Source organism: Curtobacterium sp. MCJR17_020, from assembly GCF_003234365.2.
Classification (GTDB): Bacteria; Actinomycetota; Actinomycetes; order Actinomycetales; family Microbacteriaceae; genus Curtobacterium.
On the sequence record NZ_CP126260.1, the window covers coordinates 1465303 to 1480994 of the forward strand.

At 66.9% G+C, this 15692-nt stretch carries 15 protein-coding genes and 1 pseudogene; 11 read left to right on the plus strand and 5 right to left on the minus strand.

Annotated elements, in window-relative coordinates; translation table 11 throughout:
* The first annotated feature begins 43 nt into the window (after window positions 1–43).
* From DEJ14_RS06995 to DEJ14_RS07005, 3 genes are read left to right on the plus strand one after another with little or no spacing between them, the layout of a single operon-like run.
* Window positions 44–400 carry a lactococcin 972 family bacteriocin gene (locus DEJ14_RS06995; protein ID WP_111086741.1) on the plus strand — a complete coding sequence of 119 codons (357 nt, stop codon included), beginning with the start codon at window positions 44–46 and terminating at the stop codon, window positions 398–400.
* A gap of 32 nt (window positions 401–432) precedes the next feature.
* Window positions 433–2295 (plus strand): hypothetical protein, encoded by a 1863-nt coding sequence (locus tag DEJ14_RS07000; RefSeq protein WP_111086742.1) that lies wholly within the window; start codon window positions 433–435, stop codon window positions 2293–2295.
* Window positions 2292–2951 (plus strand): ABC transporter ATP-binding protein, encoded by a 660-nt coding sequence (locus DEJ14_RS07005; RefSeq protein ID WP_111086743.1) that lies wholly within the window; start codon window positions 2292–2294, stop codon window positions 2949–2951. The genes DEJ14_RS07000 and DEJ14_RS07005 overlap by 4 nt, the downstream gene beginning before the upstream one ends.
* Before the next feature lie 221 nt (window positions 2952–3172).
* On the opposite strand, the gene DEJ14_RS07010 is transcribed toward DEJ14_RS07005, so the two are convergent.
* The gene (locus tag DEJ14_RS07010) at window positions 3173–3745 is read right to left on the minus strand and encodes a hypothetical protein (protein ID WP_111086744.1); all 573 of its coding nucleotides are present in this window, start codon (window positions 3743–3745) and stop codon (window positions 3173–3175) included.
* Between the two features lie 139 nt (window positions 3746–3884).
* Between DEJ14_RS07010 and DEJ14_RS07015 the strand changes: the two genes are divergently transcribed.
* The 5 genes from DEJ14_RS07015 (at window position 3885) to DEJ14_RS07035 (ending at window position 7716) form a co-directional block, all read left to right on the plus strand.
* Window positions 3885–4817 carry an NADP-dependent oxidoreductase gene (locus DEJ14_RS07015; RefSeq protein WP_111086745.1) on the plus strand — a complete coding sequence of 311 codons (933 nt, stop codon included), beginning with the start codon at window positions 3885–3887 and terminating at the stop codon, window positions 4815–4817.
* A gap of 155 nt (window positions 4818–4972) precedes the next feature.
* Window positions 4973–5686 (plus strand): sporulation delaying protein family toxin, encoded by a 714-nt coding sequence (locus tag DEJ14_RS07020; protein ID WP_146249842.1) that lies wholly within the window; start codon window positions 4973–4975, stop codon window positions 5684–5686.
* Window positions 5683–6249 (plus strand): SdpA family antimicrobial peptide system protein, encoded by a 567-nt coding sequence (locus tag DEJ14_RS07025; protein WP_111086747.1) that lies wholly within the window; start codon window positions 5683–5685, stop codon window positions 6247–6249. The genes DEJ14_RS07020 and DEJ14_RS07025 overlap by 4 nt, the downstream gene beginning before the upstream one ends.
* Complete coding sequence (locus DEJ14_RS07030) at window positions 6249–7229, plus strand: sporulation-delaying protein SdpB family protein (protein WP_111086748.1); 981 nt, start codon at window positions 6249–6251, stop codon at window positions 7227–7229. The genes DEJ14_RS07025 and DEJ14_RS07030 overlap by 1 nt, the downstream gene beginning before the upstream one ends.
* Complete coding sequence (locus DEJ14_RS07035; protein WP_111086749.1) at window positions 7216–7716, plus strand: hypothetical protein; 501 nt, start codon at window positions 7216–7218, stop codon at window positions 7714–7716. Before DEJ14_RS07030 ends, DEJ14_RS07035 begins: the two co-directional genes overlap by 14 nt.
* Window positions 7717–7764: 48 nt before the next feature.
* Here DEJ14_RS07035 and DEJ14_RS07040 read toward each other — a convergent pair whose 3' ends face one another.
* Entirely contained in the window at window positions 7765–9021 is a 1257-nt protein-coding gene (locus DEJ14_RS07040; RefSeq protein ID WP_111086770.1) for a hypothetical protein, read from the minus strand.
* A gap of 95 nt (window positions 9022–9116) precedes the next feature.
* Entirely contained in the window at window positions 9117–9494 is a 378-nt protein-coding gene (locus DEJ14_RS19490) for a DUF2510 domain-containing protein (RefSeq protein WP_502868815.1), read from the minus strand.
* 202 nt (window positions 9495–9696) lie between these two features.
* On the opposite strand from DEJ14_RS19490, the pseudogene DEJ14_RS19495 reads away from it, so the two are divergent.
* The 3 genes and pseudogenes from DEJ14_RS19495 to DEJ14_RS07050 all read left to right on the plus strand — a co-directional run.
* A pseudogene (locus DEJ14_RS19495) lies at window positions 9697–9960 on the plus strand (winged helix-turn-helix domain-containing protein); the annotation flags it as partial.
* An 81-nt stretch (window positions 9961–10041) separates the two neighbouring features.
* Window positions 10042–11835: an McrB family protein gene (locus tag DEJ14_RS07045; RefSeq protein WP_284180437.1), complete on the plus strand. Its 1794-nt coding sequence runs from the start codon at window positions 10042–10044 to the stop codon at window positions 11833–11835.
* A 142-nt stretch (window positions 11836–11977) separates the two neighbouring features.
* On the plus strand, window positions 11978–13009 hold the full coding sequence (locus tag DEJ14_RS07050) for an McrC family protein (protein ID WP_258373387.1): 1032 nt from the start codon (window positions 11978–11980) through the stop codon (window positions 13007–13009).
* On the opposite strand, the gene DEJ14_RS07055 is transcribed toward DEJ14_RS07050, so the two are convergent.
* Entirely contained in the window at window positions 12955–13305 is a 351-nt protein-coding gene (locus DEJ14_RS07055; protein WP_111086752.1) for a phospho-sugar glycosidase domain-containing protein, read from the minus strand. The two genes, DEJ14_RS07050 and DEJ14_RS07055, sit on opposite strands and share 55 nt — an antisense overlap.
* Before the next feature lie 85 nt (window positions 13306–13390).
* Window positions 13391–15691 (minus strand): 3'-5' exonuclease, encoded by a 2301-nt coding sequence (locus DEJ14_RS07060; RefSeq protein WP_181437655.1) that lies wholly within the window; start codon window positions 15689–15691, stop codon window positions 13391–13393.
* Window position 15692: the final 1 nt, after the last annotated feature.

The window sequence follows — 15692 nt, forward strand, 5'->3', positions numbered from 1 at the left end:
CGAGCCGATCCGAGCTCGCTGTCGCAACCAGAAAGGCCGAACCATGAACCGATTCGGAAAGCTGTCCGCTGTCATCGCCGGGGTGTCGCTCGTGGGGGCGCTCTCGACCGGCGTCGCGCACGCAGCACCGGCCGAGGTCTCCTCCGTGACGAGCGGAAGCGCATCCGTCGATGGCGTCAGCACGAACGGGACCCAGGCTGTCGGTGGTGGTCTCTGGTCGTACACCGTGACCCGCGACAACGTCGTCTCGGCGTTCGAGAACCACCGCTTCATCCACAGCACGGCGGTCAAGTCATCGGGCAAGACGAAGTCTTCTGGGCTCGTCGCGAAGGGGCGGCTCGCCAGCGCCGTTCGCCCGAAGGCGCTGTTCGGGAACCAGGCGTTCTGGGGCATCTACTGATCCGGAGCTTCGCGGCCGCCACCGTCCTCGCGGTGGCGGCCGTACCCGTGCTGGTAGCCGGCCTCATCGTGTTCGTGGTCGGGAGTGGCGAGGCGAGCGGGTACCTCTCCGCACGGACGATGATCGACGTCGTCGACTTGCCGTTCGGACCGACGAAGCAGCAGCACGTCGAGCAGCTCACCGAACTGGCCGAGGAACACGACGTCTCGCTGGCCCTCGTGGTGCCCGACCGCTCCGGTGCACCGAACTCGGTCGACGCGTACTCGTTCACCGGCTCGGTCGCCGAGCCGGTGTTCTGGGGGACGGTCGTCGAGCGCCCCGCGAGCGACATCGGTGATGCCGTGATCGTGTGGTCGTACGCCGTCGACGGGACTCCTGACCAAGTGCGGTCGTTCCTCGACGCGTTGCACACCGCGGAGTTCAGGTTCGTGGATGCGACTCCGACTGCCAGTGTTCTGGTGCCCGCGGTGATCCAGCAACCCGGCGTGCTGGCGATCGCGGCGTGCGTCGTGCTCGGGATCGTCATCGCGCTCGTCGCTGAGTCGGACCGGCGCGCGAGTCGACAGCGCCTTCGTGAACTCGCCGGGTGGTCGCCGAAGCGGATCGCAGCTCGTGAGTCTCTCGAGATCGCGGGGCTGCTCGTCGCCTGTTCCGTGCTGGTGTGCGGAACACTCGCCGTGTACCTGCTCGTCCGCGGGGCATCGCCGACGATCTGGTCGTTCAGCTCCGGGCTCGCCGCGGTGATGTTCCCCATCACCCTCGTCAGCGTCGTCGGAGTGCACGTGGTCTGCTCGATCGCGGGCCGTCGCAGGTTCGGGAGCCTCGCGGCCCCGGTCTGGCGCCCGATCGTCGTCTCGCTGTGTGGCGTCGCACTCGTCGGCATCCTGACCGTGAACGCCGGCGCTGTCGCAGAGAACGCACGACGGGCGACTGCACTCGAGCGGTCGCTGAGCCGCGAGGCTCCGCACGGCGATGACGTCGTGCTGGGTGTCGGCAATGACACCATCGAACAGGAGCGAACGTTCGGGCAGATCGCCCGTCGAGCCCTCGACGTCGGTACCGCGGAGTTGGCGCAGACGACCTTCATGCAGGAGGCCCTCCTGGTCGCCGGCGACTCCGCTGGGCAGCTGACCGCTCCGAACCGCGACGGCGTGACCGTGCTGGTGCCGCGCAGCATGGCAGGCGACGCTGACGCCATCGTCGATCACGTCCGTGCGGCCTTCGAAGACGGCTGGGAAGTGGACAGTGATCGTCCGCCCCGAACGGTTCCGATCCGCCCCGAGGTGGTGGGCACGACCGTTCCGATCGTCGAGTCCGCCGATCGATGGGTCGACTGGGTGACGCCACGAACCACCGACTCGCTGGACGTCCCCGTGATCGTGGTGGCAGATCTGCGAGACCTCCCGCCCAACCGGCTCGGGACGGCGGCTCGCAACGGCGAGGTGCGGTTCGCCGACCGGTCGACGCTCGTCCGTGAACTCCGCGCCGCTGACCTGCTCGACGTCGTCACCCAGATCAACCGGGTCGGTGCCGTGCTCGAGCGTGAGCTCGCTGCCGTCCGCACCGAGCGAGTGGTCGTCATCGGGGCATCGCTCGGCGCCGTACTCGCAAGCCTGTTCGCTGCCGCCGCCCTGGTCGCCGACCACCGGATGCGACGTCGACGCGCGGGACGCCTGCGCTTCCTGGTCGGTCGCCATCCAGCCGTGCAGCACAGACGGTTCGTGTGCACCGCGAGCGGGATCGTCGCCGGAACCACCGTCGTCGTGCTGCTCGGTGGTGGGACCGTCGATGTGATCCACGTTGCCGGGACGGCTGGCGCCACCGCTGTGCTCGCCGCTGTGGCCCTCTCCCTCCTGCTCGCCGCCACACACCACCGAGAAGGGATCCGACGATGACCGAGCAACTGCGACTCCGCGCCGAGGCGATCGGGTACGACATCGCCGGTCGGACCCTCTGGGACGGTGTCTCGTTCCAACTCCGCGCCGGGGAAGCCCTCGCCCTCCGCGGGCCTTCCGGGCAGGGCAAGAGCACGATGCTCCGCTGCTTCGGGGGACTCGAACAACCGACACGGGGGCAGATCACCGTCGATGGCAACGTCCTGCAGACGGCAGGAGAGGGAGAACGTCGGGCGCTGCGCCGGGACACCGTCGGCCTGGTCATGCAAGACCACGCCGTCGTGCCGGAGTGGACGGTCACGCAGAACTTGCGGGTGTTGCGTCCGAGCGGCGTCGCCAGTGCCGAGCTCGGCGACCGGATCGACGAGGCGCTGCAGATCGTCGGGCTTGGTGGTCGCCGTACGGCTCGTGCGGGGACGATGAGTGGCGGAGAACAGCAGCGGGTCGCTGTCGCACGGGTCTTGGCGCAGCGACCACGGCTCGTCCTGGCCGATGAGCCCACCGCGTCGCTCGACAGCGAGAGCGCGACCCGTGTCCGCGCCGGTCTGGACGCGCTGCGTGCATCCGGCAGCGCCGTCGTCGTGGCGACCCACGACCCTGCGCTCATCGCGTGGGCCGGCGCGGAACTCGCGCTGGCAGTCGACGCGACCGCCTGACGGACGCCAGGCGCGTAGCGAGCTGGCACCGGGCCTCCCGTCCGAATGAAGGAATCGTCGACAGGCGACCGCGCCCGGAGGACCTCGTCCCGCTCTACCAACGGCCCTACGAGTTGGAGGTCAAGCACGGTCGGATCGGTGAGCGGTGGTGTTCTCGTTCCGGGGCGATGACGGTTCTGGTTCGCGATCGCCGGGGATCGTGAACCAGAACCGTCACCGTCTCAGTACTGCGGCCGGATCCAGTCCGTCGGTTGCACGAACCGTGCTCGGGGAAGGACCTCGTCCGGCGCGGCTGTCCGCACGCTCGTGATGATCGTGGCCTCGCCGTGCTCGTACGAACGGCGGGCGATGCCGGCGCGCTCGTCGATCACCAGCGACGTGCGGAACGCCGGGTCCTCGCCGTGCTCGAACGTCACCAGGATCGAGTGCTCGCCGATGTGCTGGATTAGGATCGGATGGAAGCTCTCGGGGCCGCGACCCCATCGGAGCATCAGGTCGGGCACGGCCATCCGGACCACCGGAGACGAGACCATGCTCCGGGCGAACGACACCTCGATCGGGCCGTCGTCCGGCTCGTGCAGCACGCCCTCGCGGTAGGAGACCGGCTTGGCGCGCTGACGGACGAGCGTCCAGGTCTCCGCGGCCTCGTCGATGTCGACGCGGAACTGCCAGTACTTCTGCCGGGACTCCTGGTGGATGCCCTCGAGGACGTACCGGGCGGATCGGCGGAGGGCGGCGAGGTCCTCGGCGATCGCGGGGCCGTCGGACCGGGTGAGGAGTTCGTCGAAACGCACGGTCCCAGCATGGCGCACCACGTGCAGTGGACGTCACCCCGTGACGGACTGGAGGCCCGTGGCGGCCTGGCGTCGTGCCTCCCGTCCGATCGTGGGTCGCGTCGGGTTGCGTCAAGCAACGCGCGCGTAGACCGGGAGGATGCAGGTCGTCGGAGTCGAACAGTTCGGAGGGCCGGAGGCCCTCGCCGTCCACGAGGTGCCCGAGCCGCACGCCGGTGCGGGGTCCGTGCGGATTCGGGTGCAGGCGTTCGCCGTGAACCCGACCGACACGGGTGTGCGTGCCGGGCAGCGGGACAGCTCGCAGGCCTCACCGCCGTACGTGCCCGGGATGGACGCCGCCGGTGTCATCGACGAGGTCGGGCCCGACGTGACCGGATGGGAGGTCGGCGACGAGGTCATGGCGATGGCGCTGCCGCTCACCGCCCACGGTGGTGCGTACGTGCAGGAGCTCGTCGCGCCGGTGGGGTCGTTCACGCGGATTCCTCGTGGGACGTCGCTTCCGCTCGCGTCGACGGTGCCGATGAACGGGCTGACGGCGTTGCAGATCCTGTCGCACGCCTCGCTCGCGCCGGGACAGACGCTCGCCGTGACCGGGGCCGCGGGGCTGCTCGGGAACTACGTGGTGCAGCTGGCGAAGGCCGCCGGGCTGACCGTGATCGCGGACGCAGCTGAGAAGGACGAGGCGCTGGTCCGGTCGCTCGGACCGGACCACATCGTGCCGCGCGGTGATGGGTTCGCTGCCGCGGTGCGCGAGCTCGTGCCGGAGGGTGTCGATGCGCTCGCCGATGCTGCGGTGCAACGGTCCTCGGTGGTGGATGCGGTTCGCGACGGCGGAGTGTTCTTCGACGTGCGTGGGTGGCAGGGCGACGGGGCTCGGGGGATCGAATTCGTGCAGGTGATGGTGTTCTCGGAGTACCGGTCGTTCGACAAGCTCGAGCAGCTGCGGCATGCGGTGGAGAGTGGCACGTTGACGCCGCGGGTGGCCGAGGTGCTGCCGGCTGCTCGGGCTGCGGAGGCGCACGAGCGGTTGGAGGCTGGGGGGACGCGGGGGCGGTTCGTGTTGACGTGGTGAGTTGCTGACGTGGTCTTGGACGGGAGGCGCGGTGCCGGTTGGTGCCGTGCCTTCCGTCGCTGGGCGGCACGCTTTCGAATGTCGTTGCATGAGGTATCAAATATCGGTAGGTTGCTCCCGTACGCAGCACAGTGGCTGTGTCGGGAGGGACAAACTTGAACATCCAGAAGCTCCACCGTCCGCGGGTTGCCGTGCTCGGATTCGTGACTGCCATCCTGCTGCTCGCGGCATCGCTCGTCGGCTCGCCAGCCGTGGCGACGGCCGTCGAACAGGTGGCGGCTGCGAGCAGCACGTCGGGCCTCTCAGAACAGGATCTGCTGCTCGTCGACGGGGCGCTGTTCGGTGTCGGCCCCGTAGCGAAGCAGCTCGGCACGAGCATCGAACCCGTCTTCTCCGGCGATGAGTTGGAGCGAGTCACGGCTTACGCGCGTGAATCCCGCGAAGGACTCGTCGCATCGAACCCCGATGCGGTCGAGCGCGCTGTGGCCAACATTCGGTCGGGATCGGTGAACTCCGTCGCGAAGGGCTTCGAACAGCTCGGAGGAGCCTTCAACTCCTACATCAGCGAGACGTACACCGAGGAAGAGTTGAACGCAGCCAAGGAGGAGTACAACTCGACGTCGGCCGTATCGATGTGTGGAGCAGTCGCCGCCTGTGTCGCAGCAGTTGCCTTCGCCGTCTACGCAGCAGCTGCCGTTCACAATGCTGCGGTCCTCACAGCGGCCGCTGCTGTCCTCGTGTCCGTGTATGCGTGGTGCGGAGCCTGGACCGGTTGCGGGCGCAGCGGCCAAGCAACCGGCAATGACCGGGTGAAGCAGGAAAAGTTCCTGGCGAACGCAACCCGCGTCGGTCAGACGCTGCCCGCGTGAGGCTGAAGCTCGCCGAGACGACCGTGGTCACGGTGGCGACTCTTGCCGTGGCCATGGTCGGCTTCGCATCACTCCCGATCAGTACCCATGCGTCGGGATTCGTTGCTGACGGTCTGCGTGCTGTCAGCGAGATCACGCCGCAAGGATGGGGCTTCTTTACCCGTGACCCGCGCTCTCCGATTACGCAAGCCCGCGTCCGCACCGCGGAAGGAGAGTGGAAGACCGTGACTCGGGGTCCGAATGCGACCCCACGGAACGCGTTCGGGTTGAACCGGTCGTCGCGACTCGACGAGTACGACGTGTCCCAGGTCACCGGGCCACACGACATCGATGAACTTTGGTCGGACTGCACCGGAAACTCGATCGCTGAGTGCGCCCAGCGTGCTGCGTCAGAGCGCGGTGTTCAGGATTGGACGGCCGAAGGCTACGACCTCCGGCTCTGCGGGGAGGTCCTCTTGCTCGCTGTGGATCCGATTCCGATCGACTTCGCGGGCCTGCAGTACGACGCCTCGACGAAGGCTATCCGCGCGACTGTCCGATGCGATGATCTGGAGGATCAGTGATGACCTCTGCCGCCACACTGCAACGTCACTACGGCGTAGGGAACTGCGGAAGAGTTGGCCTTGAGCGTTATGTGTCGACCGTCAGTCCGTTCACGCCGGTACTCGGGCTCGCGCGATCAGCGATCGCAGCGGCGGCCTTGCTCACGCTCGTCTTCACTCCGACCGATCAGCTCTTCTTCCGGAGCTCGACGTTCCCGTCCGGTGCGAACTGCGGGAACAGCACATCGTGGATGTCCTTGTTCTGCATCGGGTCCTCCAGCGGGCACCTCGAACTCACGAAGTGGATCGCGGTATCCCTTCTCGCCATCGTCGTCACCGGATTACTGCCGGCGATCACTGCCCTTCCACACTGGTGGGTGACGTGGAGCCTCATGACCTCGAGTACGGCCGTCGACGGCGGCGAACACCTCGCCGCGAACCTGACCCTCATCCTCGTTCCGCTCGTACTGCTCGACCGCCGTCGCTGGCACTGGACACTTGACAGGCGGTACGTGGGCCGTTCTTCGTGGGTAGCCGTGATCGGGTACACCACCCTCGGGCTCTGGACTCTCCAGATGATGGGGGTGTACTTCCAGGCCAGCGTGGCCAAGTTCTCCGTCCTCGAGTGGTCGGACGGGACGGCGCTCTGGTACTGGATGCAGAACCCGGTCTTCGCCCCGGCCGGAGCCGTCGGCGACCTTGTTCGGAACACGCTCCAGTGTTTACCACTCACCGTCATCGCGACGTACGGCACGCTCGCGCTGCAGCTCGCTCTGGTCGGCGCTGTCTTCATGCCGCGCAGGCCTCGGCATCTGTTCCTGGGCCTCGCTGTCGCGTTCCACCTGGCGATCGCCGTGCTGATGGGCCTGTGGAGCTTCTCGATCATCATGATCGCGGCGGACCTGCTGTTGCTCCTCCGCCCCCACGAATCCGAGAGCGTTGCTCGTGCCCTTCACATGGGCTCACGAAACGAACGGCAGTTGAACCATGTCAGCGCCTGACGAGTCCTTCCGAAGCCCAGCGGATCGCGGAGCGGCGGTCGGGGCACTCTTCATCCTGGTCCCCATCGCCGTAATCGCAGTCGCCGGGGCTGCGGCGAAGGGCTTCGATGGCCCGTCTCTTCTCGTTCTCGCTCTGGTTTTTGGCGGGCTTGTCTGGGCGATGGTGGTCACTGCGCGGGCGGCTGCGTTCATCGAGTTGTCAACCGAGCGCGTCACGGTCGGGTTGGCGCCGTTCTGGAGGACGCGGCTGCCTCGACGTGAGATCGCAGATGTCGCGATAGTGCATATCGACACCTACGGCGACTACGGAGGCTGGGGCATCAAGGGCTCGGCCCGAAGCTCGAAGGGGCGCCTGTACTCGGTCGGCGGGGAGACCGCCTTGCGGGTGCTGATACGGGATCAGCGGACGTTCGTGGTCGCATTCAAGGACCCGGAGACAGCGGAGCGAGCAAGGCGAGCGCTGCACGGCGGGTGCCGATCGCGCTGAGCGGGACGGGTGGGTCGACGATGGACCTCGGAGCGCCGCCGGCCTGCGTCATTCATCGACGGGCTCCTCCGCCTTCCGACGCATCCGGTTCTGCAGCCCCGCCAAGCGGTTCGACAGCGCGCCCGCCGCATTTGCAGCGTGCCCGATGGCATCCCCGCCGAGCCGTTTTGCGACGTCAACCGAGTCGGCGCTCACATCGAAGGCACGATCGCGCGCGTCCATCGCGACGTCGTCGACTGCATCGCGCCACTTCTTCGAGTGCAGCGTCGAACGGTCGTGCTCGATGCCAAGTGTGCCGTGGAAATCGACTAGTCCGGCTGCGACGCGGTTCGTACCCTCGACGACCCGTCGCGAGTCGATCGGATTGAGCAGCACCTTCACGTCACTCATCCCGGCGGCCGCGTCCATCCGGTCGATGAGGCGCTTCGTCGTGGCGGCGATGGCTTCGCGTCGCTGCGACCGAGCGACGTGCACACCGGCGCGGTGACTGTCCAGTTCGTCGGGAGATGTCCGAAGGACCCGGTCGAGCTCCAACACGGCGAGACCGTCGTGCAGTTGGAAGCAGCGTGCGAGCACCGCCAGCCATTCACTCGCGGCCGACTCAGCGTCGGAGGTGAGCTCAGCGAGATCGCCGACCTTCGTGGTCTTCTCGAGCTTGACCGCGAGTGCGTCCAGCGCTCTGAGCGCGTACGACTGCACCGTCAAGATCGTCTGGCTCGCACCCTGGATCTTCGACCAGGTGACGTCGTTGACGCCCCCGACCTGCTCGCGGATCGTCAGCGCCTCGCTCAGGAGCAAATCGACGCCGATCATGTCGGAGAAGACCTGGTCCTTCTGAGCACGGAGGACGTCGTCGAGCTTCGCGTCGATCTTTGCCAGGTAGTCCGTGATCTCGTCCATGGCCTGCTGCATCGCAAGCTGCGCCATGACGCCCGCAGCGCCGGTCAGGATGGCGGGGTTCGTGAGGACCGAGCCCGGTGTCTTGACGAATTGCAGGATGCCCTTGATCTTCCCGCCGTCCGTCACCACCGCACGGCTGACGGAGGGATTGGGGCCCTTCATCGCGGGAAAGTCCTTCAGCGCTTTGGCGGAGTCTTTGGTGAGCTTCACCCATCGCCCCGACGCTGCCAGTCCGGCGCCAGCCTGGGCTGCCATTGATCCACTACTCGAGACTTCGCTCCACCGAGGAAGGGTGAGTTCGCGAGAAGGAAGGCCGTTCGAAGACAAAAAGCGCTCCACCGCAGTTGGGTCGCCGATGATTGCGACTCCTTCGTCGTCGCGGACGACCTCGATCTCGTCAGCCATCGTGCTCCTCATGATCTGCCGGGTGATCGGCGATGCGTGTCAACTGACTAATCCCGGATTTTCCAGACATCCCGAGCGATCGCACGGGACGCCGGTTAGAACGACGGGGCCGTTGGGGGCGCAGGCGGCATCAACTGCTGCACGTGCTCGGTCCACTGAAGACCATCCCACCAGCGGTTCGGGCACTGCGCGTCCGCGTACCAACCGGGAGGCGGGCCCTGCGGTGCCGACTGCCCGGGAATCGGCTGCTGCAGAGTCATGGTCGGCTGTGGCGTCGTCGCCTGCGCACCGAGGTGGAGCGACAGTTTGTGCCCGCACCCTCGGCAGGTCTTCGTGAAGCCCATTGCGAGCTCCGAGATCCCGACGGTCATCACGGCGGTGCTCGCACGAACGCTGTTCCTGCCCAAGTTTGCTGCAGCGCTGTTCGTGCACTTCTTGCAGTCGCGGCAGCCTGTCTCGACTCGATTCGCCATCAGGCACCCCTCTCGTTCCTCGGGAAGCGTACGAGGACCGCTCACCTGTGACCAGTGCCCCTTCGGGGGTGTTGCGGGATGGCGCACGTCTTTGCGGCCAAGGACACTCGCCGCCCGGTGTCCGGTGTCCGAGGAACTCTGATCGCCCTAGTATCTGGGACGTGAGGACCCCTCCCTAAGGTCCGCGGATCAGGAGCACTTCGTGACAGACCAACGACGGCAGGATGAACGGCTCCTGGCTGGCCTCCGGTTCCTCGCAGATCAGTCAGAACCAGCACCCCGAAAGGACGTCTGGGAAGCAGCGTCCGCGCAGGTCCCCATGAACGAGACGGAGTCGACCTTCGTCCCCTCCCGCCCGGAACCTCGGGGCCGCAACGCCTTCTGGTTCGGGACGTCGACGCTCGGTCGCGCGGGTCTGTTGCAGAAGTCAGGCGACGGGCTCTGGTCGATCACCGATTCGGGACGGCAGGTTCTTGCGGAGGAAACCGATCCGACCGAGTTCCGGAAGGAGGCCACTCGCTCAGCGCGCGAGATCACCAAGACGCTGATGGCCGATCGTGTGGCTCGACAGGGCGTCGCGATCCTGCCACCCGATACAGGTGCGGAGCGGGTTCGAGAAGCATCCCAACGCTTCCGAGAGCGGGGGCTCCGCCAACTGTCGTCGGTCTTCGCCGAGCACCGCTCGGTCTGGCGACCGGACGTCACCGCGGAGCTGATCCGGTGCTTCGTCGAGCGTGGGGAAGTCGCGGGGGACAGCTTCCTCGACAAGGTCCGCGAGCAGTTCGTGGAAGCGAGTGATGACGCACGACTCCTCATGGCAGAACTGGTCGCCTGGCAACTCCTCCCGTTGCAGATCCCGGGTGAGCGGAAGAAGCGCGAACGTGTGCAAGTGCTGCTGGACCTGATGCGCGAGCCGATCGTGATCCCAGCAGAAGTCGACCAGACCTTCCGTTCAGTGTCGTTCAACCCCGGCCAGGGCATGGCACAAGGGATCCACAACGCGCTCTCCATCGTTGTGCGGCTCGTCGACCAGTGGGTCTCCCTGCCGGACGACGAGCGGGAAGTGCTCCTCGACGACCCGTGGGCATGGCGCGACTTCGTCGCCGCGGTGCCTGGGACGCCGTTCCCGACGCTGCGCAACGAGCTGTTGTACCTCGTGCACCCGGATTCATTCGGCGAGGTCGTTTCAGCTGTCGATCGTGAACGCATCCGCTCGGTGTTCCGCGGCGAGGTCGCTGGCGATGCCGATGCCAGGGCGGTGGCTGACGATCCCGATCGTGAGTTCCTCGAGATCACACTCGCACTGCAGACAAAGGAGAACGGTCCGGCGGTCTACTACCGCGAACCGCTGAAGTCGAAGTGGGCAGGAGCCCTCGACCCTCGAACAGGACCGGACGATATGGTCAAGGTGCTGCCGCCGGTCGACCCCGCAACAAGAGACGGACGGACACCCTTCACCCTTATTGACAACGAACTCGCCACCGCCCTGCACATGCCCGAGCGCTGGCTGCAGGACACCCTTGACCTCATCGAGCGGCGCAAGCAGGTCATCCTCTACGGCCCTCCGGGCACCGGCAAGACGTTTCTCGCCCTGGCCCTGTCGAAGCACGTGACGGACGGCACCGACGGCGAGACGACCATCGTGCAGTTCCACCCGACTTACTCGTACGAGGACTTCTTCGAGGGCTTCCGCCCCGTCGCGAACGACGACAGCGGCAACCTCGCCTTCACTCTTCGGAAGGGACCACTCCGGCGCCTCGCCGACGCGGCCGCCGCCAACCCGGAGGCGAACTACTTCCTGGTCATCGATGAGATCAACCGCGGCAACATCGCGAAGGTGTTCGGCGAGCTGTACTTCCTGCTCGAGTACCGGGACAGCGAGATCTCCCTGCTCTACAGTGACGAGCCATTCACCCTGCCGAGCAACATCTTCGTCATCGGCACGATGAACACCGCGGATCGCTCGATCGCAATGCTCGACGCCGCCATGCGGCGCCGCTTCGCGTTCATCGAGCTGCACCCGGAACGCGCGCCCGTGCAGAACGTGCTGTCGCGCTGGGCGGCGACCAAGGGCCTCCAAGACGACCGTGCCGAGCTACTGACGCGTCTCAACGCGCAGATCCAGGACCACGATGCCAAGGTGGGCCCGTCGTTCCTGATGCGCGATCTCGGCGGCACCGGTCTGCAGGACGTGTGGCGGTACGAGATCTTGCCGCTCCTGGCGGAGCATCACTACGGCGAGGGCGTCGACCTGGAGGCTCGGTACGGCCTGGCAACGCTGCGTCGCCAAGCGGTGCCCTCCGTTGCGGACGGGGCCGAAGGTGCTTCCGTCGACGATTGAGCTGCGGGAGGCGGACCAGCCGGTGGTGCACCGGCTGCCGCGCGCGGTGGCGGTCGGTCTTGCCTCGGCGAACATCGCGACCGTCGCGCCCACGCTCGGTGCTGACGAGTACCGCGTGAGCGGTGTCCGGAAGGTCGGTGTCGTGCGGATCGCCGGGCACACGGTGTGGCTGAAGCCGAAGACGCCGGTGCGGCGGCTGTTCGCGATGCTCGGGTACGCGCGTGCTGGGAGTGCAATCTGGACCGAGGACGACTTCGGGTTCGAGGAGGACGATGACCTCGTGCCGGCGTTGGCGCACGCGTTCGTGCGGCAGGCCTCGCGGGCGTTGGCCGGAGGACCGCTCCGCGGGTACGTCACGCGCGAGGACGCGCTGCCGCTCGTGCGTGGTCGGTGGCGAATCGGAGACCAGCTGACGCGTCGAGGCGGGCAGCCGCTGCCGGTCGAGGTGTCGTTCGACGACTACGTCGAGGACATCGCAGAGAACCAGGTGCTGCTGACCGCTGCGACGCGGTTGTTACGGCTGCCGGGTGTGCCAGCGGACGCGCTCGGGGCGCTGCGGCGGACCGTTCGAGTGCTCGATGGGGTATCGGTGATCCCGGTCGGGGCTCCGATGCCGGTCGTCCGGCCGGATCGACGGAACGCGCGGTACTCGTCTGCGCTGGCGCTGGCATCGCTCGTGCTGTCGGGGTCGTCGCTCGAGCAGCGTGCTGGGGCGGTTGTGGCGTCGGGGTTCCTCGGTGACATGTGGTCAGTGTTCGAGGACTTCGTGTCGGCGGCACTGCGCGAAGCGTTCAAGCCCTATGGGGGAGTGCTCGTGTCGCAGTACACGTCGACGCTCGATGTCGAGGGGACGGTGAAGATCGCGCCGGACCTCGTGTGGCTCGTGGACGGGGAGGTGCGCGCGTGCATCGACGTGAAGTACAAGGTCGAGAAGCACGGTCAGTACCCAAACGCTGATCTCTACCAGATGGCGGCGTACTGTCGGCGGTTCGGATTGGACGTCGGGCACCTCGTCTACGCGGCGGGCAATGCGACCGAAGGGGGCGTTCAGCTCGTCAATGGTCCGTCAATTCGTCGGCATGCGATCCGCACGGACACCACCCCCGCAGTACTCGACGATCAGATGAGGGCGATTGCCAAGCGACTCGTCCGCCCGTTGAGCGCGCTGGCCTGAGCCAACACCCTCCAGCCACCGTCAAGCGTCCCGACCACCGCCACGCGCTCGTCAGCGGGCAGCTCTCGCAACGGGATCGCGACCTCGACGCAATACCTCCCCGCCGACGGCAACTGCAAAGTGACCGACCCGGCCGGCCTCGGCTGCCCACCCACCTCGGGCAGCGGCAATGCGGCGAACCGGTCCCGCGAAGGCTCCAGCCGGATCATCGCCTCGGCAGCATCGGGTCGGCCGCGATCGGGAACCGTCAACGCCTCCGCTGGCGTCGTGCCATGAAGTGCGCTGCTCTTAGTCATGGTCCGGTTCCTTCTCACATGATGGGGTATTCGTGGCGTGACAGTTGCGGTTTGGCATGTGGATCGCTGGCGGCGCCCGTGGGAACTAGCGCAGCAGCGGTGACCGCTCTCCCCGCCACGACACGACGAGTTCGTCGCGTGCGCGACTCGCCGCCACGTACAGGAGCGACCGCTCCCGCAGCATCGCGTCGTCGAGGTCGCCGCCGGTCTTGTCGCGGAGCGCCCATGGGCTGGGAATGACGCCGTCGGTCACGTCGAACACGACGACCCGCGAGAACTCCATTCCCTTCGCCTTGTGCATGGTCATGACCTGCGGCATCCCGCGCGCCGCGTCCATGTCGCTGACGGACACTCCCTTCGCGTAGAGCTGCTGCACGACCGCACTTGCCTGCTTCTTCCCTCGCACGAGGACTGCGATCGTCTCGGGGGCGACCCCGGCGTCGAGCCATGACCGAACTCGATCCGCAACGAAGTCGAACTGCTCGCCTGGCGTCGCAGCTCCGTGCAACTCAGGGGCGGGGCCGCGTCTCGCCGAGCGGTACCCGTGGGCGGACTCGACGGTCCCTTCGCTATCCTCGAAGGATCCGCCTTCAAGCACGCCGAGCGCCCACTGGAGATTCTGTTGGGTTGTCCGGTAGTTCAACGTGAGCCGTCTCGAGCGCCCAGTGATCTTGATCCCGTAGCGGGATAGCACGACGTGCTGCCCGTAGATCCGCTGGTGTGTGTCCTCGGCCATGAACAGGTCGTCCTTGCCCACGGGAACGAGCTCGCGGAGGAGCTGCCACTGGCTCGGCGTTAGATCCTGTGCTTCGTCGATCAGGAGATGGTCGATCGGCCTCTCGCCGGGGTGAGCGCCCAGGTGCGCTGCAGCCACTGAGGCAAGCTCGGCCCAGCTCAGCCGTCCGAGCGAGCGAGCGTTCGCTCGGAATCGCTCGACGACCCCCCAGACAGCGTTCCGCCTCGCACGATCGAGCGCGATGCCGCGTCCGGCTCGTCGAACGGCGCGGTACCCGTCTCCGGTCGTGACCCGGTTCGGCAGGATGACCTGCAGGTACTCGGCCTCGAGGAACGAGGTGGTCGCGAGTTCCTCGGGCAGCACGACACCGGCATCCTCGAGCGCCTCCAGCCATCCGAAATCATTGGAGACTAGCTCGACGTTCCCTTCCACGGCGTGGCCGATCGTGGCGGTCATCGCCGTCGCCCAATCGTCCTTGGACGCGCTGTCGCGTACAGCTACTGCGAGCTGATCCACCCCAGACGTCAGCACTCCTGGCGAGCCTAGTCGCGTCGAGCGTTCGAGCGATGGATCGAGCCGTTGGACATCGCGATCGAGCGCTGTCGACAGGGCCCGGGTGAACGTGGTGAGCGCGATCCGAGAGCGGGGGTAACGCGCCGCGAGCGCGCGAGCGCGGTGCAGCAGCACGACGGTCTTGCCGGTTCCGGCACCGCCACTGAGCCGGAACGGCCCGTTGTACGACCTGCTGGCGTAGGCGCGCTGCTCGGGGTGGAGGAAGACGCGCCACGCTCCGAAGTCACCACCGTCGATCACGCGACGGAGCTCCGCGTTGTCCTCGATGAGGGTGAACTGCATGCGCGACGCGGGTCGCTGAAGCGATGCGACGAGTTCGTCATCGGCGGACGTGATCGATTGCGGTCGGGCTGGAGGCAACGGCGCTGAGATACCGTCATCTGTGACGACGTCTCGAACGACCTCGCCAACGGTGTCGTCGGTGGTCTCCGGCGCGACCGGCGCACCCAGGCCGAGGGACGTCTTGATCGTCTCGACGGAGTCGCCCACCGCAAGTCCGAGTACGGCGTTCTGCTGCCACTGGTTCGGCAAGCGTTCGCCGAGTAGCAGCAGCGCCTCCTCGTTCGGCGCAACCATCAACGCCGCCGCGGTCGTTCCGTCGAAGCCGAGCTCCGACGTGAGGTCGTCGACGACGTAGCCGCGGTCGACGAGGAGCGGCACCGCGGGTGCGGAAGCAGGCTCGGCCTGCACGGACACCCGATCAGCACCGTCCCGCGCAACAGCGAGTAGCGGCTCCGGGGTGCTGGCGCTGGCGTTGATGAGCTCGGTCACCCCATTGATCGGGTTGACTCGGAGGACGCGTGTTCGGGCGATCTCGATCGCCTCGTCGTGCTCGTACGTGCCGATGTACACGTACAAGGGGCCACCCGGCTCGACCTCGATCCGGTAGAGGACAGCACGAAGTGAGCCATCGACCCGTCCGGTTCGGGCGCGTGCATCCACCGCGTTCTGCATGGGCTCGATGTGCAGGCCCGGAATGGCGTCGTTCTCCTGCAGCTTCTCGAGGAAGTTGAAGACCTTGACCTTCGTCGGCTTCTCGAGCTTCTGCTTGGCGTTCATCCACGAGATCTGTGGCATC

Bases quoted from the DNA above. Each gene is read 5' to 3' on its own strand.
- DEJ14_RS07055 (WP_111086752.1), bottom strand. From the start codon at position 13,305: ATGACTAAGAGCAGCGCACTTCATGGCACGACGCCAGCGGAGGCGTTG.
- DEJ14_RS19490 (WP_502868815.1), bottom strand. From the start codon at position 9,494: ATGGCGAATCGAGTCGAGACAGGCTGCCGCGACTGCAAGAAGTGCACG.
- DEJ14_RS07030 (WP_111086748.1), top strand. From the start codon at position 6,249: ATGACCTCTGCCGCCACACTGCAACGTCACTACGGCGTAGGGAACTGC.
- DEJ14_RS07060 (WP_181437655.1), bottom strand. From the start codon at position 15,691: ATGCCACAGATCTCGTGGATGAACGCCAAGCAGAAGCTCGAGAAGCCG.
- DEJ14_RS07015 (WP_111086745.1), top strand. From the start codon at position 3,885: ATGCAGGTCGTCGGAGTCGAACAGTTCGGAGGGCCGGAGGCCCTCGCC.
- DEJ14_RS06995 (WP_111086741.1), top strand. From the start codon at position 44: ATGAACCGATTCGGAAAGCTGTCCGCTGTCATCGCCGGGGTGTCGCTC.
- DEJ14_RS07005 (WP_111086743.1), top strand. From the start codon at position 2,292: ATGACCGAGCAACTGCGACTCCGCGCCGAGGCGATCGGGTACGACATC.
- DEJ14_RS07035 (WP_111086749.1), top strand. From the start codon at position 7,216: ATGTCAGCGCCTGACGAGTCCTTCCGAAGCCCAGCGGATCGCGGAGCG.
- DEJ14_RS07040 (WP_111086770.1), bottom strand. From the start codon at position 9,021: ATGGCTGACGAGATCGAGGTCGTCCGCGACGACGAAGGAGTCGCAATC.
- DEJ14_RS07045 (WP_284180437.1), top strand. From the start codon at position 10,042: ATGGCCGATCGTGTGGCTCGACAGGGCGTCGCGATCCTGCCACCCGAT.